20 protein-coding genes are annotated in these 21833 nt (G+C 65.6%); 12 read left to right on the top strand and 8 right to left on the bottom strand.

Going from position 1 to position 21833, the window contains the following annotated elements:
• Nucleotides 1-451: 451 nt before the first annotated feature.
• The 5 genes from RBB46_RS17815 to dnaQ all read left to right on the top strand — a co-directional run bounded on the left by RBB46_RS17815 (nucleotide 452) and on the right by dnaQ (nucleotide 4298).
• Nucleotides 452-1300 carry a pyruvate, water dikinase regulatory protein gene (locus tag RBB46_RS17815; RefSeq protein WP_306030368.1) on the top strand — a complete coding sequence of 283 codons (849 nt, stop codon included), beginning with the start codon at nucleotides 452-454 and terminating at the stop codon, nucleotides 1298-1300.
• A 90-nt stretch (nucleotides 1301-1390) separates the two neighbouring features.
• Entirely contained in the window at nucleotides 1391-1987 is a 597-nt protein-coding gene (locus RBB46_RS17820) for a Maf-like protein (protein WP_306030369.1), read from the top strand.
• Nucleotides 1984-2823, top strand: coding sequence for a shikimate dehydrogenase (locus tag RBB46_RS17825; protein WP_306030370.1), 840 nt, complete (start codon nucleotides 1984-1986; stop codon nucleotides 2821-2823). Before RBB46_RS17820 ends, RBB46_RS17825 begins: the two co-directional genes overlap by 4 nt.
• Complete coding sequence (gene coaE / locus RBB46_RS17830) at nucleotides 2820-3407, top strand: dephospho-CoA kinase (RefSeq protein ID WP_306030371.1); 588 nt, start codon at nucleotides 2820-2822, stop codon at nucleotides 3405-3407. Before RBB46_RS17825 ends, coaE begins: the two co-directional genes overlap by 4 nt.
• Before the next feature lie 165 nt (nucleotides 3408-3572).
• Nucleotides 3573-4298 carry a DNA polymerase III subunit epsilon gene (gene dnaQ / locus RBB46_RS17835; RefSeq protein ID WP_306030372.1) on the top strand — a complete coding sequence of 242 codons (726 nt, stop codon included), beginning with the start codon at nucleotides 3573-3575 and terminating at the stop codon, nucleotides 4296-4298.
• Nucleotides 4299-4320: 22 nt separating this feature from the next.
• Here dnaQ and RBB46_RS17840 read toward each other — a convergent pair whose 3' ends face one another.
• Both RBB46_RS17840 and RBB46_RS17845 read right to left on the bottom strand, forming a co-directional pair.
• Complete coding sequence (locus RBB46_RS17840) at nucleotides 4321-5307, bottom strand: D-glycerate dehydrogenase (protein WP_306030373.1); 987 nt, start codon at nucleotides 5305-5307, stop codon at nucleotides 4321-4323.
• A gap of 112 nt (nucleotides 5308-5419) precedes the next feature.
• A complete protein-coding gene (locus tag RBB46_RS17845) occupies nucleotides 5420-5662 on the bottom strand; it encodes a hypothetical protein (RefSeq protein WP_306030374.1) in 243 nt (80 codons plus the stop codon).
• A gap of 124 nt (nucleotides 5663-5786) precedes the next feature.
• On the opposite strand from RBB46_RS17845, the gene RBB46_RS17850 reads away from it, so the two are divergent.
• Nucleotides 5787-6221: an SH3 domain-containing protein gene (locus RBB46_RS17850; protein ID WP_306030417.1), complete on the top strand. Its 435-nt coding sequence runs from the start codon at nucleotides 5787-5789 to the stop codon at nucleotides 6219-6221.
• 70 nt (nucleotides 6222-6291) lie between these two features.
• On the opposite strand, the gene fabI is transcribed toward RBB46_RS17850, so the two are convergent.
• The 3 genes from fabI to fabA all read right to left on the bottom strand — a co-directional run bounded on the left by fabI (nucleotide 6292) and on the right by fabA (nucleotide 9042).
• On the bottom strand, nucleotides 6292-7122 hold the full coding sequence (gene fabI, locus RBB46_RS17855) for an enoyl-ACP reductase FabI (RefSeq protein WP_306030375.1): 831 nt from the start codon (nucleotides 7120-7122) through the stop codon (nucleotides 6292-6294).
• A 10-nt stretch (nucleotides 7123-7132) separates the two neighbouring features.
• Nucleotides 7133-8356, bottom strand: coding sequence for a beta-ketoacyl-ACP synthase I (gene fabB, locus RBB46_RS17860; protein WP_306030376.1), 1224 nt, complete (start codon nucleotides 8354-8356; stop codon nucleotides 7133-7135).
• 185 nt (nucleotides 8357-8541) lie between these two features.
• On the bottom strand, nucleotides 8542-9042 hold the full coding sequence (fabA, locus tag RBB46_RS17865) for a 3-hydroxyacyl-[acyl-carrier-protein] dehydratase FabA (RefSeq protein WP_306030377.1): 501 nt from the start codon (nucleotides 9040-9042) through the stop codon (nucleotides 8542-8544).
• A gap of 433 nt (nucleotides 9043-9475) precedes the next feature.
• Between fabA and irrA the strand changes: the two genes are divergently transcribed.
• Nucleotides 9476-9886, top strand: a complete 411-nt coding sequence (irrA, locus tag RBB46_RS17870; protein ID WP_336623176.1) for an iron response transcriptional regulator IrrA — start codon at nucleotides 9476-9478, stop codon at nucleotides 9884-9886.
• 38 nt (nucleotides 9887-9924) lie between these two features.
• Here irrA and nth read toward each other — a convergent pair whose 3' ends face one another.
• A complete protein-coding gene (gene nth / locus RBB46_RS17875) occupies nucleotides 9925-10668 on the bottom strand; it encodes an endonuclease III (protein WP_306030378.1) in 744 nt (247 codons plus the stop codon).
• A gap of 52 nt (nucleotides 10669-10720) precedes the next feature.
• Between nth and RBB46_RS17880 the strand changes: the two genes are divergently transcribed.
• Nucleotides 10721-11242, top strand: a complete 522-nt coding sequence (locus RBB46_RS17880) for a DUF2244 domain-containing protein (RefSeq protein ID WP_306030379.1) — start codon at nucleotides 10721-10723, stop codon at nucleotides 11240-11242.
• A 34-nt stretch (nucleotides 11243-11276) separates the two neighbouring features.
• Here RBB46_RS17880 and RBB46_RS17885 read toward each other — a convergent pair whose 3' ends face one another.
• Complete coding sequence (locus RBB46_RS17885; protein WP_306030380.1) at nucleotides 11277-13361, bottom strand: hypothetical protein; 2085 nt, start codon at nucleotides 13359-13361, stop codon at nucleotides 11277-11279.
• Between the two features lie 221 nt (nucleotides 13362-13582).
• Between RBB46_RS17885 and RBB46_RS17890 the strand changes: the two genes are divergently transcribed.
• Nucleotides 13583-14467 (top strand): bifunctional helix-turn-helix domain-containing protein/methylated-DNA--[protein]-cysteine S-methyltransferase, encoded by an 885-nt coding sequence (locus tag RBB46_RS17890; protein WP_306030419.1) that lies wholly within the window; start codon nucleotides 13583-13585, stop codon nucleotides 14465-14467.
• 42 nt (nucleotides 14468-14509) lie between these two features.
• Here the strand turns inward: RBB46_RS17890 and mutS are convergent, their stop codons facing one another.
• Nucleotides 14510-17173, bottom strand: a complete 2664-nt coding sequence (mutS, locus tag RBB46_RS17895; RefSeq protein ID WP_306030420.1) for a DNA mismatch repair protein MutS — start codon at nucleotides 17171-17173, stop codon at nucleotides 14510-14512.
• 275 nt (nucleotides 17174-17448) lie between these two features.
• Here mutS and RBB46_RS17900 point away from each other — a divergent pair, with 275 nt between their 5' ends.
• The 3 genes from RBB46_RS17900 to trpB are packed head-to-tail and all read left to right on the top strand — an operon-like array spanning nucleotide 17449 to nucleotide 21649.
• On the top strand, nucleotides 17449-19731 hold the full coding sequence (locus RBB46_RS17900; RefSeq protein WP_306030381.1) for an NADP-dependent malic enzyme: 2283 nt from the start codon (nucleotides 17449-17451) through the stop codon (nucleotides 19729-19731).
• A 14-nt stretch (nucleotides 19732-19745) separates the two neighbouring features.
• Nucleotides 19746-20438, top strand: coding sequence for a phosphoribosylanthranilate isomerase (locus tag RBB46_RS17905; protein ID WP_306030382.1), 693 nt, complete (start codon nucleotides 19746-19748; stop codon nucleotides 20436-20438).
• Nucleotides 20435-21649 carry a tryptophan synthase subunit beta gene (gene trpB, locus RBB46_RS17910; RefSeq protein ID WP_306030383.1) on the top strand — a complete coding sequence of 405 codons (1215 nt, stop codon included), beginning with the start codon at nucleotides 20435-20437 and terminating at the stop codon, nucleotides 21647-21649. The genes RBB46_RS17905 and trpB overlap by 4 nt, the downstream gene beginning before the upstream one ends.
• Nucleotides 21650-21833 lie beyond the last annotated feature (184 nt).

The following is a 21833-nucleotide window of genomic DNA, read 5'->3' on the forward strand; positions in this document are numbered from 1 at the left end:
GTCTCGAAGCCGTTTGAGTCACAAAGACCCCCTTTAAAAAAGAAAAGAATCCTGAAATGAGGATTCTGTTGTTTTTGTTTGTCGTTGGACAACCGGGATTATCGGTTGTCGACACTGCTCCACATGACCTATTCCCTTCCACCGTGTCGAGGGGGTATCGGGCACAAGAGATTTCCCGGCTACGGTGATAACCTGAATTACGAAGCCTGATCAGGTATTTACAGATTTTTTAACCATCTGTTAACCTTTAAGGCGGAGTTGGACAATCTGGGGATCGTCACCGAACAACCACATTGTCCCCGCAATGCCGGACGCTTCCCGATCCGTTTCGCGCGACGGCCAGCGATGTTGATTGTTTTCGCGCTTCGGGCATGGTGTCGGAGCGAGCGGGGCAAAAGGCCCTGGTTTGCCCTTGATATCAACATGGCGAGCGCGCGGCGGGGATAACAGCTTGGGAAAAGCCCGTAACTTCTTCCACCTGCATATGGTTTCGGACTCCACGGGCGAAACCCTGATGACCGTGGCGCGTGCTGCCACCGCCCAGTACGAGGATGTGCAGGCGATCGAGCATGTCTATCCTCTGGTGCGTTCGACCCGTCAGCTCGACCACGTCATCGACGAGATCGAGCATGCGCCGGGCATTGTGCTTTACACGCTTGTGGACGCCGAGCTGGCCAGTCGCCTGGAACAGGCGGGCCGCGCCGCCGGTGTTCCTTGCGTCAACATCCTCTCTCCGGTCTTTTCCGTCTTCCAGTCCTACCTGAATGTGCGGCTGACTGGCCGCGTTGGCGGCCAGCATGCGCTCGATGCGGACTATTTCCGAAGAATTGACGCCCTGAATTTCACCATGCTGCATGACGACGGGCAGATCCCGGACGACCTCGACGAGGCGGATGTCGTGCTGCTTGGCGTCAGCCGGACCTCGAAGACGCCGACCTGCATCTATCTTGCCAACCGGGGTATCAAGGCGGCCAACATCCCGATCGTGCCGGATATCCCGCTTCCCCGGCAGCTTCAGGAATCGCGAAAGGCGCTGATCGTCGCGGTCATCGCTTCCGTGGAGCGCATCCAGCAGGTCCGCCAGAACCGCATCCTGTCGCTGAGTGCAGCGAACTTCGCCAACGAGACCTATGTCGATCGCCGTGTGATTGCGCGCGAGATCTCCGTTACGCGAAAGATCTGCGCGGAAAACGGCTGGCCGCTGATCGACGTCACCCGTCGTTCCATCGAGGAAACCGCCGCCGAGATCATGACGCTGTACCGTACCCACAAGAGCGAGCTGGCCGACAGCAGCGCCTGACGAGGGGCGAACTTCGCCTGCCGCCACTGGCCATTGGCGCGAACCCCTGCTATCGCCATCTCATCCTTCAACAGACCTGCCGGACATTCCATGACCGATCTTGTTCTTGCCAGCGGAAGCCGCATCCGGGCCGAGCTCCTGCGAAATGCGGGACTGACGTTTCGCATTGATCCCGCACAGGTCGATGAACGTGCCGTGGAGGCACCGCTTCTGGAGAGCGGCTTTTCGCCCGAGGACATCGCCCAGGTCCTGGGCGAGGCGAAGGCGCAGGAAACCAGCGCGCGCAACCCGGGAGCACTCGTTGTTGGCGCCGACCAGGTGCTGGAGTTCGGCGGTGCCCGGCTGACCAAGCCGGACGACATGGAAGCGGCACGGCGACAGCTTCTGGCGATGTCCGGAAAGACCCACGCGCTGCATTCCGCCGCGGCGATCGCCCGCGACGGCGAGACGATCTGGCGGACCGTTCGCACCGTGCGGATGAAGATGCGCGCTTTCGGTCCCGAGTTTGTCGGCCGCTATCTTGCCGTGGTCGGGGATGATGCGCTTGCAAGCGTCGGAGCCTATCAGCTCGAGGGCCGCGGCGTGCAGTTGTTCGATGCCATTGACGGCGACTATTTCACGGTTCTTGGCCTGCCGCTCTTGCCGCTCCTGGAGGAGCTTCGCCGCCAGGGAGTGCTGGAAACATGAAAAGACGTGCCGCCATCACAGGGTTTCCGGTTGCCCATTCCCGCTCGCCGTTGATCCACGGCCACTGGCTGGCCGAGCACGGGATCGAGGGAAGCTACGAGAAGATTGCAGTGCCCCCCGATGCGGCGCAGGCCTTCTACGGCGACTTCAGGGAAAGCGGCCTTGTCGGCTGCAACGTGACGGTTCCCAACAAGGAGGTGGCGGCGGCAGCCTGCGACGAGCTCGACGATGCGGCCCGCGCCATGGGTGCGGCCAATACGCTTTGGCTCGATGATGCCGGCCGTCTGATCGGCGCGAACACGGACGGTCTCGGTTTCCTTGGAAATCTCGACCAGACACTGCCGGGCTGGGACAACGGTCTTTCGCATGCCGTGGTCCTGGGTGCCGGGGGCGCGGCGCGTGCCGTCATCTGGGCGTTGCTCTCCCGCGGTGTGAAAACCGTGGTAATCGTCAACCGCACCTATCAAAAGGCCGCAGATCTGCAAGTTCGTTTCGGAACTGACTCGGTTGCCCGTCATTGGGAAGATCTTGAGGAACTCGTGGGGAAAACCGGCATGCTGGTCAACACCACATCCCTTGGCATGAGCGGTCAGCCGCCGCTCGAGATCGATCTGCGGAACCTGCCGGAAAGCGCCATTGTCACCGATCTGGTCTACGTGCCGCTGGAAACGCCGCTTCTTGCCCGCGCCCGCGCCCGTGGCAATCCGGTGGCCGATGGGCTCGGCATGCTGATGCATCAGGCCGTGCCGGCCTTCGAGCGCTGGTTCGGGGTGCGGCCCAGGGTCACCGAGGAATTGCGGGCTCTTGTTCTTGCCGATCTGGGAAGGGCGCCGTGATCCTTCTTGGTCTCACCGGTTCGATCGGCATGGGCAAGTCAACCACCGCGAGGATGTTCGCCAACGCAGGTGCGGCCGTTTATGACGCGGACGCCGCTGTTCACGCACTGTATCGGGGAGAGGCCGCCCCCCTGATCGAAGCGGCTTTTCCAGGCAGTACGGACGATGGCGTCGTTGATCGCAGGAAACTCGGCGCGCAGGTGATCGGCCGGCCGGAGGCCATGCGCCGCCTGGAGGAGATCGTCCATCCGTTGGTTCGAAACAGCGAGGCCGCCTTCCTTCAGGAGGCGCGCCAAAGCGCTGCCCGGATCGCTGTGCTCGACATTCCCCTCCTCTTCGAGACAGGCGGCGAAGAGCGGGTCAGGGCAGCGGTCGTCGTGACTGCGGATCCCGCGATTCAGCGCCAGCGCGTGCTCGCCCGCCCGGGTATGGACGCGGAACGCCTCGACGCCCTGCTCGCCAAGCAGATGCCGGATGCGGAAAAGCGCCGGCGGGCCCATTTCCTGATCGACACCGGGCATGGACTGGAGCCTGCCCGGCGCATGGTGGCGTCGGTGCTGCGGGCGGTTTCCGCTCTCGCCTGACATGCTCCCGCCGATGCCGCGCCATGTGAACAACAGTACGTCTTTGCTGGGGAAAAGAAGTGCATTTCCTCTGCATAGCTACCGAGCGTCTTGTGGCCATGCGCGTCCTTCCCGGACACTTGGCCGCCCGCGACCGTTCCGGTTGCCAAACGGGATGAAGCCCTGATGCCGCGCGAGATTGCCTTCGACACCGAAACCACGGGGCTCGACCCCAGAAACGGCGACCGGCTTGTGGAGATCGGCGGAGTCGAACTCGTCAATCACGTGCCGACCGGCCGAACCTATCACGTCTATCTCAACCCCGAGCGGGACGTGCCGATCGAGGCGTACAACGTCCACGGGCTTTCGGCGGACTTCCTTGCCGACAAGCCGAAATTCGCCGAGGTCGCACAGGAGTTCCTCGACTTTGTCGGGGACGCGGTGCTGGTGATCCACAATGCCTCGTTTGACATGGGGTTCATCAACATGGAGTTGGGGAGGATCGGGCGGGAGCCGATTTCCCCGGCCCAGGTGCTCGATACGCTGGCGATCGCCAGGCGCAAGCATCCCGGCTCGCCGGCCTCGCTGGATGCCTTGTGCAACAGATACGGCATCGACAATTCGCGCCGCACCAAGCACGGCGCGCTGCTCGATTCCGAGATCCTCGCCGAGGTCTATATCGAGCTGATCGGGGGCAAGCAGGCCGGGCTTGCGCTGTCGGTTGAGCCCGAGGAGGGGCAATCCCGACAGGCGAACGACCACGAGACCATGCAACGTGAGCCGGCCCGTCCGAGGCCGGTCCCCCTGCCGCAAAGGCTGACGGAGACGGAGCGCGCCGCCCATGGCGAATTCATCGCCGGGATGGGCGAGAACGCGGTGTGGGCGCGTTTCGCCTCGCCAGCAGGGGACTGACAGCGCGACGGACGCGCCGCTATCACAGCATTGACGGCAGAACCCGGTCCGGCGGACGGTGCCCGTCCATGAAGGTCTTGATGTTGATGATGACCTTCTCGCCCATGTCGATGCGGCCCTCGACCGTTGCCGAGCCCATATGCGGCAGAAGCACGACCTTGTCGGAGGCGACGAGTTTGGGATTGACCGCCGGCTCGTGCTCGAACACGTCGAGACCGGCGCCGGCCAGATGCCCGGCATCGAGTTGCCGGATCAGCGCCGCCTCGTCGATCACCTCGCCGCGCGCGGTGTTGACGATATAGGCGTTCGGCTTCATCAGCTTGAGCCGGCGTGCCGAAAGAAGATGGTAGGTCGCAGGTGTGTGCGGGCAGTGAACCGAAACCACATCCATGCGGGCAAGCATCTGGTCGAGACTGTCCCAGTAGGTCGCCTCAAGCGTTTCCTCGAGCGTTTCCGCCACCCGTCTCCGGTTGTGGTAATGGATCGACATGCCGAAAGCCTTGGCCCGGCGCGCCACCGCCTGGCCGATCCGGCCCATGCCGATGATGCCGAGACGCTTGCCCCAGATCCGGTGGCCGAGCATCCAGGTGGGCGACCAGCCGCCCCACTCGCCATGCTCGAGCACCTTGATGCCTTCGGCCATGCGCCGCGGCACGCCGAGGATCAGCGCCATTGTCATGTCCGCGGTGTCCTCGGTCAGGACACCCGGCGTGTTGGTGACGGTGATGCCGCGGTTGTTGGCCGTGATGACGTCGATATTGTCGACGCCATTGCCGAAATTGGCGATCAGCTTGAGATTGGGGCCAGCCTGCGAGAGCACGGCGGAATCGATCCGGTCGGTCACGGTCGGGACGACGACATCCGCCGTCCTCACTGCCTCCACCAGCTCCGCCTGGCTTAACGGCCGGTCGGCTTCGTTGAGACGGGTTTCGAACAGCTCGCGCATCCGGGTTTCGACAACGTCCGGCAGCTTGCGTGTCACGACGACCAGCGGCTTTTTCCTGGGCATGCTCCTCGCCTTTTCGCGCTCTGTTGAGGGCTCATTAACCCTGCTTGTCCCAAACTGCATCGTCTCCGAAAAGCCGGTTCGACGCTCCCGTTCTCCTTACCAGATGGTCGGTTCAAAACAAGGGATCGGAGCCGATTGATTTCCCGCAATCCGGCGCCGGCCCGCGAATTGCCTTGAAAAAGAGCGATTCGCAGGGTTTCGCTTGCAGCGTTTCCGGACGGGCGGCAAGACCGGCGCCGCTGCAACGCGCCCGCGGGTTGCCTGATGTCGCCGAAGTGGCTTCGGTGTGCAGTGCCGGCAGCGATGCACGCAGGCGACGATATCCTTGAGAAGGGGAAATGACTGGAATGACCATGCGCACGGCACCGCGAAACACAGGCCTTGGCGGCAGGCTTGTCCGCAGCCTGTGCCTGATTGCCGTTGTGCTTGGCGGTGCATGGCTTGCAGCCGGTTCCTCTGTCCTCGCCCAGAGTGTCACGATGGGGCCGAGCGGTTTCCCCGTTCCCCGTTTCGTCAGCCTCAAGTCGGATCGCGTCAACGTGCGTGTTGGTCCGACCCTGGAGCACCGGATCGGCTGGACCTATCTGCGCTCGGGCCTTCCCGTTGAGATTGTCCAGGAATTCGAGAACTGGCGGCGCATTCGCGACTGGCAGGGCGAGGAAGGCTGGGTCTTCCATTCGCTTCTGAGCGGCCGTCGGACCGCCCTGGTGACACCCTGGGAAACGACCGGAACGACGCCCCTGCGTGCCGATGCGCGCTCGGATGCAAGGCTGTCCGCCGAGCTTGCGCCCAACGTGCTGGTCAATGTCGGATCCTGCCGCGAGGGCTGGTGCCGGGTGAGTGGCAGCGGATTTTCAGGCTGGATCGACCAGACGCGGCTGTTTGGCGTCTATCCCGACGAAACGGTCGAATGAAAAAGCCGGCCCGATGGGCCGGCTTCTTTTCTTCTTGCAACGACGCCGGCTATCCGGCCCGGCCCGGACTTCAGACGTCCTCGTGAACCTGCCGCGCCTGCGCTTCCTGCGCCTTGAGTGCATCGAGGCGCGGCATCGATACCGTGCTGTAGCCGCTGTCGACGAAATGTACCTCGCCGGTGACACCGGAAGACAGGTCGGAAAGAAGATAAAGGGCGGAACCGCCCACTTCATCGATCGTCACCGTGCGCCCGAGCGGCGAATGCTGCTTCTGGTAGTTGAACATCACCCGAGCGTCCGAGACGCCCGAGCCGGCGAGCGTGCGCACCGGGCCGGCCGAGATGGCATTGACGCGGACATTCTGCGAACCGAAATCCATCGCCAGGTAGCGCACGGAGGATTCAAGCGCCGCCTTGGCCACGCCCATGACGTTGTAGTTCGGCATCACCCGGTTGGAGCCGCCATAGGTCAGCGTCACCATGGCGCCGCCATCCGTCATCAGGTCCGCGGCCCGCTTGGCGATTTCCGTGAACGAGAAACAGGAAATCAGCATCGTCCGGGTGAAGTTCTCGCGGGTCGTGTCGGCATAGCGGCCGCGCAGTTCCGACTTGTCGGAAAAGGCGATGGCATGCACGAGAAAGTCGATCGAACCCCACTCGGCTTTCAGCGTCTCGAAAACCGTGTCCACGCTCGCCACATCCTCGACATCGCACGGGATCAGCAGCTTTGCCCCGACGCTGTCGGCCAGCGGCTTGACCCGGCGGCCGAAGGCGTCGCCCTGGTAGGTGAACGCCAGGTCCGCGCCCTGGTCCGCCAGCGCCTTGGCGATGCCCCAGGCGATCGAATGGTTGTTCGCGACGCCCATGACAAGGCCGCGCTTGCCTTTCATCAATCCCGACATTCTGGCCCCCTCAGCCGTGATAGCGCGACAGCGCGAGGGAGGCGTTGGTGCCCCCGAAACCGAAACTGTTGGATAGCACCGTGTCGAGACCGGCATTGTCGATCCGTTGCATCGCGATCTCGTCCGGGCTGAGCGCCGGATCGAGTTCGGTGATGTTCGCGGATGCGGTAATGAAATCGTTCTGCAGCATCAGGAGGCAGTAGATCGCCTCGTGCACGCCGGTCGCCCCGAGGCTGTGGCCGGTGAGCGACTTGGTCGAGGATGCGACGGGCTGGTCGTCGCCGAAAACCCGGCGGATCGCCTGGATCTCGCCGACATCGCCGACCGGCGTCGAGGTGCCGTGGGTGTTGACATAATTGACCTTGCGGTCGCCGAGCGTCTCGATCGCAAGGCGCATGCAGCGTTCGCCGCCCTCGCCCGACGGCGCGACCATGTCGTAGCCGTCGGAATTGGCCGCGTAACCGGTCACTTCGGCGTAGATCTTGGCGCCGCGCGCCTTGGCGTGCTCGAGTTCCTCGAGCACCACCACGCCGCCGCCTCCGGCGATGACGAAACCGTCGCGGGACACGTCATAGGCGCGCGAGGCCGTGGTCGGCGTGTCGTTGTATTTGGACGACATCGCGCCCATCGCGTCGAACAGGCAGGACAGCGTCCAGTCCAGCTCTTCGCCGCCGCCGGCGAAGACCACGTCCTGCTTGCCCCACTGGATCTGCTCGGTGCCGGCGCCGATGCAGTGGGCCGAAGTCGAGCAGGCCGAGGTGATGGAGTAGTTGATGCCCTTGATCTTGAAGGGGGTCGCCAGGCAGGCCGAATTTGTCGAGCTCATGCCGCGGGTGACCATGAACGGTCCCATCCGCTTCGGAGATCCCTTCTCGATCACAGTCTTGTGCGCCTGGAAGATGTTCTTGGTCGAAGGACCGCCGGAACCCATGACAATGCCGGTGCGCGGGTTTGAGACGTCGCCATCTTCAAGTCCGCTGTCGGCGATCGCCTGCTGCATGGCGAGATAGTTGTAGGCCGCGCCGTCGCCCATGAAGCGAAGCTGGCGCTTGTCGATCTCGGCCGTCAGGTCGATATCCGGCATGCCGTGCACCTGACTGCGGAAACCGTGTTCCACATAGTCGGGGGCCGCGGAAATGCCGGACTTTCCCTCGCGCAGGCTCGCAAGGACTTCCTGCGCCGAGTTTCCGATCGACGAAATGATGCCCAGTCCGGTGATTACCACCCGCCTCATCGCGGTCTCCCGTATAGGTTCGCTCGACGCTCAAGGCGTCGTTCCGGTCTCAAGATCTCTCGCGCCCCGGGGGCCGCGTTACCCTGCAGGCTGCAGGACGGTGTCCCAACCACATAGGCGCCAACGCTCCGGCGATCAATCGTGGCGATCGCGCGCCGGCCCGTTCAGCTCTGTGGCACCCGCGGTCAGGCCTGGAACAGGCCGACCTTCAGGTCTTTCGCCTGATAGATCTTCTCGCCATCCGCCTTCAGCCATCCGTCGGCAACGCCGAGGACGAGACGTCCGCGCCGCAGCTTGCGGATGTCGACGCCGTACTCCACCAGCTTCACGTCGGGCGTGACCATCTTCGAGAACTTGATTTCGCCGGTGGAAATGGCGCGGCCGCGTCCCGGCTCGCCGAGCCAGCCGAGGAAGAAACCGGTCATCTGCCACAGGGCGTCGAGGCCGAGGCAGCCGGGCATCACCGGGTCGCCCTGGAAATGACAGGCAAAAAACCAGAGGTCCGAACGAATGTCGAACTCGGCGCGGATACAGCCCGAGCCGTGCTCGCCGCCATCTTCCGAGATCTCGGTGATCCGGTCGAACATGAGCATGGGAGGAAGCGGCAACTGCGCGTTTCCGGGGCCAAACAGCTCGCCGCGTCCGCAGGCGAGCAATTCTTCGTAGGAGTAGCTGGATTGCCGCACGTTCTTCCCATTCCCGCAGGTTTTTCAAGATGCCCCGTCTACCGGCCATGGCTTCATGCGGCCGTGTGCCGGTTCGGAGTCTGGTTCTGCCGCGCTTACTAACATAGCACCTTCCGCTCCGAAAGCCCGAGAAGTCGTTGCAATCATGCGTTTTCGCGCTGCATTCGCGTGCTTCGCCGCGTTTTGTCGCAGGCTTTCACACCATAATACTCATGGTGCGCTGCAGTGGGTCGTATTTCGACATTTGCCCGACAGGGCCGCAGGACTTGCATGAAGGGCGCGGTTCATGGCAGAAAACTGCGAAGAAGATGATCCGGCCGCCGTGTTGCCGCCGAAGTTTGCGGCCGGCATTGACCGGTGGCACGGGAGCCGCCATCTCTGGGTTGGTGGTACAGTTTCAAAGAGCCAAGGTGAGCAGGCGAACGTGAGAGAGATGCAGCGACAGCGCGAAGTTCAGGACATGCTGAGAACGGCCGGTTTGCGCCCGACCCGTCAGCGCGTTGCGTTGGCCGAATTGCTGTACTCGCGCGGGAACCGCCACATCTCGGCCGAGCTTCTGCACGAGGAGGCCGAGGCCGCAGATGTGCCGGTGTCTCTGGCGACCGTGTACAACACGCTGCACCAGTTTACCGAGGCGGGTCTGCTGCGCGAGGTTGCCGTCGAGGGCACCAAGACCTATTTCGATACCAACACCGACGACCACCACCATTTCTTTATCGAGGGCGACAACCGCGTCATCGATGTTCCCGGCTCGGGCGTTTCGATGACGCGTCTGCCGGAAGCGCCCGAAGGCATGGAAATCGTGCGTGTGGATGTGGTGATCCGGCTCCGTCGCAAGGACTGACTTCCTTCGTCCCGGGCCTCGTCCCGTTTCCCTGAAAATCAGGCCGCGTCCGCGCGCCGCGTGTTCTCCGGGCTCTTGCACAGGTCCGCGATCAGGCATTTCTCGCATTCTGGCCGGCGTGCCTTGCAGATGTAGCGGCCATGCAGGATCAGCCAGTGATGGGCGTGGAGCAGGAATTCCGGCGGTACTGCCTTTTCCAGCGCCTGCTCGACGGCCAGTGGCGTCTTGCCTGGAGCAAGTCCGATGCGGTTGCCAAGACGGAAAAGATGAGTGTCGACGGCGATGGTCGGCATGCCGAAGGCGATGTTCAGCACCACGTTTGCGGTCTTGCGTCCGACGCCCGGCAATGTTTCCAGAGCCTCGCGGTCCTGCGGTACCTCGCCGCCGAAGCGGGCGAGCAGGATCTCCGACAGGGCGATGACATTTTTCGCCTTGTTCCGGTAGAGGCCGATCGTCTTGATCGCGTCTCGCAGCCGCTCCTCGCCCAGCGCCACCATTTTCTCCGGCGTGTCGGCAATCTCGAAGAGCGGTCGGGTCGCCTTGTTGACGCCGACATCCGTGGCCTGCGCTGAAAGCGCTACCGCGACGAGCAACGTGTACGGGTTCACGTAATGGAGCTCGCCCTTCGGCTCGGGATTGGCGGCGTGGAACCGGGCGAAGATGGCTTGAAGCTCGGCCCTGGTGTAGCGCGGTCGCGCCGCCCGGCGCGTCGTGCCGGCGGTCTTCGCGCCGCTGGCGGCGGGTTTGCGCTTATCGCCCGGTTTCGACTGGTTCTCGCTCATTCTCCCTCTATAATCTTGGCCCATGACATCCGGCAATCCGAAAACCGAGCCGATGGAGACCGTTAGGGCCCATGCCCACGGGGACGCGCCGTTCTTCGCCGCGCTTCTGACCCCCTACCGCTCGCTCGGGCCTGTCGGCTTTCGGGTTCTGATGCTGTTTGTCTGCGGCATCTGCCTGTCGACGGGCCTTGTGTTCCTGTCGCTTGGAGCGTGGCCGGTCTTCGGCTTTCTCGGGCTTGATGTGCTGCTGGTCTTCCTGGCGTTTCGCTGGAACTACAAGGCGGCGCGCGCCTTCGAGGAGGTGCGGGTATCGCGCACCGAAGTGCGCATCCGCAAGGTGCTCGCCTCCGGCCGCGAGCAGTCCTTCACCTGCAACCCGTTCTGGGCCCGGCTGCATTTGCGCGAGGAAGAGGACGAGGGGGTCACCCGCATCACGCTGACGGCTCGTGACCGGGCCGTCGAGATCGGCGGCTTCCTCAACCCGGAAGACCGCACCAGCTTTGCCGGAGCCCTGCGTGCGGCGCTTGCGCTCGCGCAGTCGGGGGGGCCGCCTGTCGGCGCCCCCGCCGAGTGATCCGTCAGAACCCTTCGCGTTCTTCCGCCCCGGCCTAGAAGACCCGGCAGTACTGCGGCGGAGAACCCGGACGCTGCCAGTTGACGCGATTTCCCGAACCGCTGAGCACATATCCGCGATCGGCATAGTAAAGATCGACACCGCCGCGGGACCGGTCCGCGAGCGTGACCGGCGAGAGGCCTTGCTCGCGCACGATCGCCACCTGCCGGTCGTTGTCGATGGTGACGGACAGGTAGGCACCGCTGTCGCAGTCGTATGACAGTTCGACTAGGTCGCCGCCCGGGACGAAGGGCGCGGGAGGCGGGGGCGCAATCGGTCTGCCGGCGATCGGCGCGTCACCGCCCCGTCCCGGTGCGATGGTGACCGTGCGGCTGCGTCCGCGCGGCAGATACATGCCGAGGCAGCGCCCCGAAGGGGTCGAAACCAGCCAGGGATGGCCGGCCAGCGTCTGCTGCACCATCCGGCTTCCCGGCGGAACCCTTGCATAGGTCTCGCGCAAACCGTCGAAATTGATCCAGTGCACGACGACCGGGCGCTGCCGGCGGTTCTCGAAGATGATGGTGGCGGGCAGATCGCTGGGCACCGAGGTGATGAAGCCTTCATCGGCGCAGGTCGGCCCCTGCGGATCCGCGCCGGCAACCGGCAGCCCGCGTGTCAGGTCGGGATTGTCGGCGATAGCGGGTGCCGGGGTGGCGCAGGCCTGCTGGAATGCGCGCACCGGGCCGGCGCTGCCGGACAATGACACCCGGTAGCGCCAGCTTCCCTGAAGCGCCACCGTCAGCGTTTCGCCGCGCGCCAGACCCGACCAGATCGGATCGTCGGCGGCGAGCCGTACCACCGGCATCGACTGGCCGCTTTCATTGTTGGCCGATGACCCGCGCCCCGTGTAGCGGCGGGTGATGTCGCGGGCGGAAAGCGCGACGTCCACCGGCGCATTCTCGGCAAGGCGCAAATCGCCTGGCACGAAGGTCGCGTCAATCTGGTTGGACCCCCTGCTGCAGGTCGCCAGGAAGCCGCGGTCGTCGGTTTCGCGGATGCCGTAGACAAGGCTCAAACTGTCGCCCTGGCCCGAAGCAACATACCATTCGCGATTGTCGAACAGCGGCAGCGCGAGCGCGTCATGCGGAGCGGAGGAACCGCCGTTGGCGGCAACCTCGTCCTGGGCATCTTCGGCCGTCTCCGCTCGCGCTTCCCTCCCTTCGTCGGTTCGTTCCTCTGTCCGGGTGGCCGGATCGGTACGGGCGGTCTCGTCGCGGCTGCCGCGCAGGTTGCCGGAGGTGTCCGATCCGTCCGCGCCCGATGTCGTCGGTCTGCGGACGCCGCCGGCGAGCGGCGGGGCGGCGGGGCCGGCGGTGGAGGGCACCGCCCGGCGCACGCCGCTTCCCGCCTGTTGCTTTGCCGCGGCCTTGGTGCTCATCGTCACCTTCCAGTCCCCGCAAATATCGACGGTGTCCTGCAGGATGCGGCCGTCCGCTAGCACGAGCCGCATCGGCCGACGGCAGTCGATCTGTCCTTCGTTCTTGGCGTTGCCCTCGACCTCGACGAAGACGCGCGCCTGGGAGCGGCGGCGCACCTGCGCCGGCCTGTCATCGATGAAGACCTCGCGGATCGCGGTGTCGTCGTCGGTCTGGATCATCACCAGCTTGCGTTCGATCCGGCCGGAGCTGGTTTTTTTCGCTTGCGCGGGAGCAGAGGAGACGGTCTCCGCGGGCGCGGCCTTCGGGGGTGCCGGGCGGGTCGCGGCAGCCGTCTCGACGGTCAGCGTGTAGTTCGCCGCGCAAAGATCGTAGGCGCGAGACAGCGACCGGCCGTTCGACAGCGTGATGTCGAGTGTCTGCTGACAGGCGAAATCCTTGTCTGCCGCGCCGGCCTCCACGAACAGGCTCGTGTCCGACTTGCCGACGGATTTGAGCGCGGTCCCCTCGCTTGTCGCCGACGTGATGGCGATCGCGGGATTGTCGCTTTTCAGCGAGACGATGCGGATATCGGCGCTGGCCGCTCCCCCGGACAAGGCCAGCACCGTGGCGGTGACCATGAGCCTCAGGGCAGTTGTGAATGTGGAGCTCCCGGAAATGGCCGCGGATCGTGTCGGGCCGGCCGGCAGGGAGCGGTTTTTCATGTCGGTATCCATCTTGCGCGCATGCAACCTGTTGATGTGCCTTCAGGATGCACAGTGGCCCGGGTTTTTGGCCGAAGCAAGACGGTGCGGGGGCCTGCCGGCATGTCGCAAATCGGGTGGTGCGCCGCCCGGCGCGGCTCTAGGCTGTGTCGACATGTTTGCAACGACTGCAAGAGGAGACCGCCGCGATGACCGTTATGCAGGATATCGCCGCATCGACGATGGCCCCGCGTGCCGAACTTTCGCCGCGTGAGGCCGCCCGCGACTACGAGACCGTGCGTCGCACGTTGCAGACGATCACGGAGGGTTGGCGCGACCAGCCGAACCTCGAGGCGTTGGCCGGGGATCTGGGACTGGAGCCGATCCAGCTGCAGCGTGTCTTTTCGCGCTGGGCCGGGATCACGCCGAAGCAGTTCCTGCAGGCGATCACGCTCGACCACGCCCGGGCCCTGTTGCGCCAGTCGGCGACCGTGCTGGATACGAGCTACGAGGTCGGCCTGTCCGGTCCGGCCCGGCTCCATGATCTCTTCGTCACCCACGAGGCGATGACGCCCGGCATCTACCGTGCCAGGGGCGAGGGAGCGGTCATCTCATGGGGCTTCCATCCCTCGCCCTTCGGAATGGCGCTGGTGATGGCGACCGAACACGGCCTTGCCGGCCTTGCCTTCGCCGACCCGGGCGAGGAGCGCGCCGCGCTCGACGACATGATGGAGCGCTGGCCGCGGGCAACCTATGCGGAAGACATTGCGCGCACCGCGCCGCTGGCCGAGCGGATCTTCAGCCCCGATGCCTGGGCGGCCGACACGCCGCTGCGGGTCGTTCTCATCGGCACCGATTTCGAGATCCGGGTTTGGGAGACGCTGCTGCGCATTCCGCTTGGCCGCGCCACCACCTACCAGGCCATTGCCGAACGCCTCGGCAAGCCGCGCGCGGCGCGTGCCGTGGGCCGTGCGGTCGGCCGCAATCCGGTGTCCTTCGTGGTGCCCTGCCATCGCGTGCTCGGCAGCAACGGAAAGCTTTGCGGCTATCATTGGGGCCTGACCCGCAAGCGCGCCATCCTCGGCTGGGAGGCGGGGCTCGCCGGTCCCGTTCTGGAAAACCTCTGAGGCTGGTTTCCTGACCGCCCCCGGGGATCGTCCGTTGCCGGCTCAGTTTCCGGCGCGCTGCCGCTTGAGCGCATAGAGCGCCTCAAGCGCCTCGCGCGGCGTCAGGTCGTCCGGATCCAGCGCGTCGAGCGCCTCGAGAGCAGGATCGGGCGCCATGGCCGCTGCGGTGCGCGCCGGTGCTGCAAGCGCAGCGAACAGGGGCAGGTCGTCGATGAGCTGTTCTCCTGGCGCCCTGCGGTCCTGTTCTTCCAACTGCGCCAGAACCGCGCGAGCCCGCTCGATCACGGCGCCCGGCAACCCGGCAAGCTTCGCCACCTGGATGCCGTATGAGCGGTCGGCGGCCCCGGCCACGATTTCATGCAGGAACACGACGTCGCCCTGCCACTCCTTCACCTTGACGGTGGCGTTGGCCAGACGGTCAAGCCGGGCCGACAGCGCGGTCAGCTCGTGATAGTGGGTGGCGAAGAGCGCGCGCGAGCGGTTGACCTCGTGCAGGTGCTCGATTGCCGCCCAGGCGATGGAGAGCCCGTCGAAGGTCGAGGTGCCGCGACCGATCTCGTCGAGGATCACCAGCGAGCGCGGCCCCGCCTGATTGAGGATCGCCGCCGTCTCTACCATTTCCACCATGAAGGTCGAACGCCCCCGGGCAAGATCGTCCGCCGCACCCACGCGCGAGAACAGCCGGTCGACCACGCCGATATGGGCGGAGACAGCAGGTACGAAGGCGCCGGTCTGGGCAAGGATGGCGATCAGCGCGTTCTGGCGCAGGAAGGTCGACTTGCCGGCCATGTTGGGGCCGGTGATCAACCAGATCCGGCCGCCTTCGTCCCCCTCGTCCGGACCCAGATCGGCATCGTTGGCGACGAAGCCCCCGCCTTCCCGTTTCAAGGCGGCTTCGACCACCGGATGGCGGCCGCCGTCAATGGCGAACGAAAGGCTGTCGTCGACGAGAGGCCGGCAATGGTTCTCCTCCTCCGCCAGATGGGCGAGACCGGCGGCGACATCGAGCACCGCAAGTCCGTCGGCGACCCCCTTGATGGTTTGGCCGGCCGCCACGGCATCGGCGCACAAGCGCTGGAAAACCTCGGTCTCCAGCGCCAGCGAGCGTCCGGCGGCATTGGCGATGCGGCTTTCCAGATCGGCCAGTTCGGTGGTGGTGAAGCGCATGGCGCCGGCCATGGTCTGGCGGTGGATGAAGCGTGCCGGATCGGCGGTCAGCTTGTCGGCATGGGTCGCCGGAACCTCGATGAACCAGCCGAGCACGTTGTTGTGCTTGATCTTCAGGGCCCGGATCGCGAGCTCCTCGATGAGTCCGCCCTGCAGTTGCGCGATCACCTTGCGGCTGTCGTCGCGCAGCCGGCGCAATTCGTCGAGATCGGCAAGATAGCCTTCGGCGACAAATCCGCCGTCCCGGGCGAGCAGTGGCGGCTCGTCGACAAGGGCAAGTGCAAGCTCGCGGGCAAACTCAGCCGGCGCGGCGGCGATCCCCGCCAGCGCCCCGCCGAGTTCCGACCCTTCCGCCTCCGGTCCGGAGAACAGCGCCGCGATCTCGCCGGCCGCGGCAAGTCCGCCGGCGAGCGCGATGAGGTCACGCGGTCCCCCGCGCTGCATGGCGATGCGGGACAGGGCGCGGGCCATGTCCGGCACCGACTTCAGCTTCTCGCGCAGCCGCTCGCGCAGATAGGTGTCCCGGGCAAGCCGCTCGACGGCGTCCTGGCGCAGGCGGATTGCGCCGATATCGGTAAGCGGCCCGCCGAGCCGTGCCGCGAGCAGGCGCGAACCGGGTCCCGAAACCGTGCGGTCGATGACGGACAGAAGCGAACCGGCGCGCTCGCCGGACAGGGTGCGCATCAGTTCGAGATTGGCGCGCGTCGCCGGATCGATCAGCATGCGCGCGCTCGCGCCTTCCGCCGCGGGCGGATCGAGCGGCGGCCGCTCGCCATATTGCGTGCGCTCCACATAGGCAATCGCCGCTGCCGCCGCCGTCAGCTCGAGCCGGGAGAAGCTGCCGAATGCCTCCGGCGTTGCGACACCGTAGTAGCGGGCAAGCCGCTCCGGGGCGGTGGCGCTGTCGAACAGGCTGCGTGGCACAGGCGAAAGCGCCGCGCCGCATTCCTCGATCACCCGGCGCAGGTCCGTGTCCTCGAGCAGGGTGTCGGCGACGACCACCTCACGCGGGTCGATGCGGGCGAGATCGCCGGACAGCCCGCGCGCGTCGCTGGTTGCGATCCGGAAGGTGCCGGTGGAGATATCGGCCCAGGCGAGCCCGTAGGTGGCGTCGCCCTCGAGCGAGCCGGTGCGCGTCCGCGCCAGCGTCAGGAGATAGTTGTTGCGGCTTGCCTCGAGTAGCCGGTCCTCGGTCAGCGTACCCGGCGTGACGAGGCGCACCACCTCGCGCCGCACCACCGACTTTGAGCCGCGCTTCTTGGCCTCGGCCGGATCCTCGGTCTGTTCGCAGACTGCGACGCGGAAGCCGAGGGAGATCAGCTTCTGCAGGTAGTCGTCGGCCGCATGCACCGGCACGCCGCACATGGGGATGTCCTCGCCCAGATGCTTGCCACGCTTGGTCAGCGTGATGCCCAGCGCCCGCGAGGCCTCCTCCGCGTCCTGGAAGAACAGTTCGTAGAAGTCGCCCATGCGGTAGAACAGCAGGCAGTCGGGATTGGCCGTCTTGATCTCGATATACTGCGCCATCATCGGCGTCATGCCGGCGAGGTCCGGCGCAGGCGTCTTCGGCGCGCTGCTTGTGTCTTGGGTCTGGATATCGTCGGCCATGCAATCTGGACCCTAGTTCGGCCGGCCCTTGCGGAAAACCCGAAAATGACGGGACCGCTTCCCCTTGGCAGGCAGCATCGGTGGTTTAGCAGAAGGAATAGGAGCTTTCACCGGATGTGCCCCCTCGTGCGGGTTGAGCGGGGTATTTTCCGGGGATAAGGTCTGCGTCCGCCGATCCGGCGGCAAGGTCGATGTGGAGGGGTGGAATGCCGACAACGGACAAATCGGGCGGGAGCAGCGTCAGCTTTACCGATCAGGAGGCTCTGCAGTTCCACCAGCAGGGTCGGCCCGGCAAGCTGGAGATAACGCCGACCAAGCCGATGGCCACCCAGCGCGACCTGTCGCTCGCCTACTCACCGGGCGTCGCCGTTCCCGTGCGTGCCATCGCCGAGGACCCCTCGCGGGCCTTCGACTACACGACGCGGGGCAATCTCGTTGCGGTGATCACCAACGGCACGGCGATCCTTGGCCTTGGCAATCTCGGCGCGCTTGCCTCCAAGCCGGTGATGGAGGGCAAGGCGGTGCTGTTCAAGCGCTTTGCCGACGTCGATTCCATCGACCTGGAGATCGATACCGAGGACGTCGACGCCTTCGTCAATTCCGTCCGTTATCTCGGCCCTTCCTTTGGCGGCATCAACCTCGAGGACATCAAGGCGCCGGACTGCTTCATCATCGAGCAGCGCCTGCGCGAACTGATGGACATTCCCGTCTTCCACGACGACCAGCATGGCACTGCGATCATCGCTGCTGCCGGCCTGATCAACGCGCTGTACCTGACGGACCGCGAGCTGGCGACGACACGCATCGTCTGCAATGGCGCCGGCGCGGCCGGCATTGCCTGTATCGAGCTGATCAAGGCGATGGGCGTTCCACACGAAAATGTCATCCTCTGCGACACCAAGGGCGTCATCTACAAGGGTCGCACCGAGGGCATGAACCAGTGGAAATCCGCCCATGCGGTGGAGACGGATGCGCGCAGCCTCTACGAAGCGATGAAGGGCGCCGACGTCTTCCTCGGCGTGTCCGTCAAGGGCGCGCTGACCGAGGACATGCTGCGGGTGATGGCGCCGAACCCGATCATCTTCGCCATGGCCAACCCGGACCCGGAGGTCACCCCCGAGGAGGCGCATGCGGTGCGCGACGATGCCATCGTCGCCACGGGGCGCTCCGACTATCCCAACCAGGTCAACAACGTCCTCGGTTTCCCCTATATCTTCCGCGGCGCGCTCGACGTGCAGGCCACCACCATCAATGACGAGATGAAGGTCGCCTGCGCCTGGGCGCTTGCCGAGCTTGCCCGCGAGGAGGTGCCCGACGAGGTTGCCGCCGCTTACCGGGGCAACCGGCCGAAATTCGGCCCCGAATACATCATTCCGGTGCCCTTCGATCCGCGCCTGATCTCGGCGATCCCCCCGGCGGTCGCCCAGGCCGCGATGGATACGGGCGTCGCCCGCCGGCCGATCGTCGACATGGAGGCCTATCGCCACCAGCTCTCCGCCCGCCGCGATCCGGTTGCCGGCACGTTGCAGCGGATCTTCTCCAAGGTGCGCCAGCAACCCAAGCGCGTCGTCTTCGCCGAAGGCGAGGAGGAGCCGGTGATCCGCGCGGCGGCGAGCTTCGTCGCGCAAGGCCTCGGCGAGGCGATCCTGATCGGCCGCGAGGACGAGGTGCGCGAGGTCGCGGTTGCCGCCGGCGTCGACCTGGAGCGCGGCGGCATCTCGGTGCTCAATGCCAGGCTCTCCACCCGCAATGCCGACTATGCCGAGTATCTTTATGCAAGGCTGCAGCGGCGCGGCTACCTGCTGCGCGACTGCCAGCGCCTCGTCAACAACGATCGCAACTACTGGGGTGCGATCATGGTGGCGCGCGGCGATGCCGATGCCATGGTCACCGGCTTGACCCGCAACTATTCCGTCGCCCTCGACACGGTGCGCAGCGTCGTCGACGCCAAGCCCGGCCACCGGGTCATCGGCGTGTCGCTTGCCCTGTGCCGCGGCCGCACCGTGCTGGTCGCCGACACGGCCGTCATCGACATGCCGACCTCGGAGGAGTTGGCCGACATCGCCGAGGAGGCCGCCCATGTCGCCCGCCGTCTCGGTTACGAGCCGCGCGTTGCCATGCTTGCCTACTCGACCTTCGGCCATCCGCGCGGCGAGCGTTCGGAAAAGGTCATCGAGGCGGTGAAGATCCTCGACCGGCGGCGCGTCGATTTCGAATATGACGGTGAGATGGGCGCCGATGTCGCGCTCAACATGGACAAGATGGCCGCCTATCCCTTCTGCCGCCTGACGGGACCGGCCAACGTGCTGGTCATGCCGGCGTTCCACTCGGCCTCGATCTCGACCAAGATGTTGCAGGAGCTCGGCGGCTCGACCGTGATCGGTCCGCTGCTCGTGGGCCTCGACAAGCCGGTGCAGATCCTGCCCATCGGCGCCAAGGACAGCGACATCGTCAACATGGCGGCCATCGCCGCCTACAATGTGACGTGAGAAGGGCGGAGAGCATGGAAGCGCGTGGGCTCGTCAAGATCTGCGGTCTGTCGACCGAAGAGACGCTCGACGCCGCGCTTGCAGCCGGGGCCGACATGATCGGCCTCGTCTTCTTCGAAAAGAGCCCGCGCAACGTGTCGCTGGACAGGGCAAGGAGGCTTGCCGGGCGCGCGCGGGGCCGGGCGGAGATCGTGGTGCTGACGGTCGATGCCGACGATGCGCTGGTGGAGGCCATCGTTTCGGCCGTGCGGCCCGACTGGTTACAGCTGCACGGGCACGAGAGCCCTGGGCGCTGCGCCGGGTTGAAGGCGCGCCACGGCATCGGGCTCATGAAGGCGCTGGGCGTGTCGTCGGCCGGTGACCTTGCGGCGGCAGCGCCCTATGTGCCCCATGTAGACCGGCTGCTCTTCGATGCACGTCCGCCGAAAGGGGCGGAACTTCCCGGCGGCAATGGCGTCAGCTTCGACTGGCGGATCCTCAAGGGCCTTGACCTTGGCGTTCCGCTCATGCTTTCCGGTGGGCTTGACGCCTTGAGCGTTGGCGAGGCGATCCGCATCGGCGGTGTCCGCGACGTCGACGTGTCGTCTGGCGTCGAGAGCGCCCGGGGCGTCAAGGACGTGGAACTCATCAGGGCCTTCGTCGCGGCCGCGCGCCGGGCGGCGCCGGCAGCGGGCGAGGCAATCGCCGAACAGGGACGGAACGCATGACGATCCAGCACAACACTTTCCGCTCCGGTCCGGACGAGCGCGGCCATTTCGGCATTTTCGGCGGCCGCTATGTCGCCGAGACCTTGATGCCGCTGATCCTCGACCTCGAGCAGGCCTACAAGGACGCCAAGGCGGATCCCGCCTACCAGGCCGAGATCGACGATCTCAACACCCATTATACCGGCCGTCCCTCGCCGCTCTATTTCGCCGAGCGGCTGACGGAGGAACTGGGCGGTGCGAAGATCTATTTCAAGCGCGACGAGCTCAACCACACCGGCAGCCACAAGATCAACAACTGCCTCGGCCAGATCCTGCTGGCCAGGCGCATGGGCAAGACCCGTATCATCGCCGAGACCGGCGCCGGCCAGCATGGCGTCGCGACCGCCACCGTCTGCGCCCGCTTCGGCCTTCCCTGCGTCGTCTATATGGGTGCCACCGATGTCGAGCGGCAGAAGCCCAACGTCTTCCGCATGAAGCTGCTGGGCGCCGAGATCGTGCCGGTGACGGCCGGTGCCGGCACGCTCAAGGACGCGATGAACGAGGCGTTGCGCGACTGGGTCACCAACGTCGACGACACCTACTATCTCATCGGCACGGCCGCCGGCCCCCATCCCTATCCGGAGATGGTGCGCGATTTCCAGGCGGTGATCGGCAAGGAGACGCGCGAGCAGGTGATGGCGGCGGAAGGCCGCCTGCCGGACGCGATCGTCGCCGCTGTCGGTGGCGGCTCCAACGCCATCGGCCTGTTCCATCCCTTCCTCGACGATCCGCAGGTTGCCATCTACGGCGTCGAGGCGGGCGGTCGCGGACTGGAGGGCGAGGAGCACTGCGCCTCGCTCAGCGCCGGCAAGCCGGGCGTGCTGCATGGCAACCGCACCTATCTTCTTCAGGACGACGACGGCCAGATCCTCGAGGGTCACTCGATCTCGGCCGGTCTCGACTATCCGGGCATCGGCCCGGAGCATTCCTGGCTGAAGGAGACGGGCCGCGTCACCTATGTGCCGGCGACCGACGACGAGGCGCTCGAGGCCTTCAAGCTGCTGACACGGGTCGAGGGCATCATTCCGGCGCTGGAGCCGGCCCATGCGCTTGCCCATGTGACGAAGCTTGCCCCGACCATGGGCAAGGACCAGGTCATCGTCATGAACCTGTGCGGGCGCGGCGACAAGGACGTCTTCACCGTCGGCAAGATCCTCGGCTTCGATCTCTGAGAAGGACCGGCCCGGCCGGTGGCGGCATCCGGCGGTCGCCCTGCGATTGCCGCGCCCCGGAATCGCGGCCGTCATGGTTCTCCCTGCAGGCCATCCGCTTCGCGGAACCGGCATGCGGGAGCGCCGGCGGGACAAAACCGTTGCCTCGTGGCAGCGGATCGGCTATCCGTTCGCCAGATGCCGC

The organism is Stappia sp. MMSF_3263 (assembly GCF_030733745.1).
Taxonomy (GTDB): Bacteria; Pseudomonadota; Alphaproteobacteria; order Rhizobiales; family Stappiaceae; genus Stappia.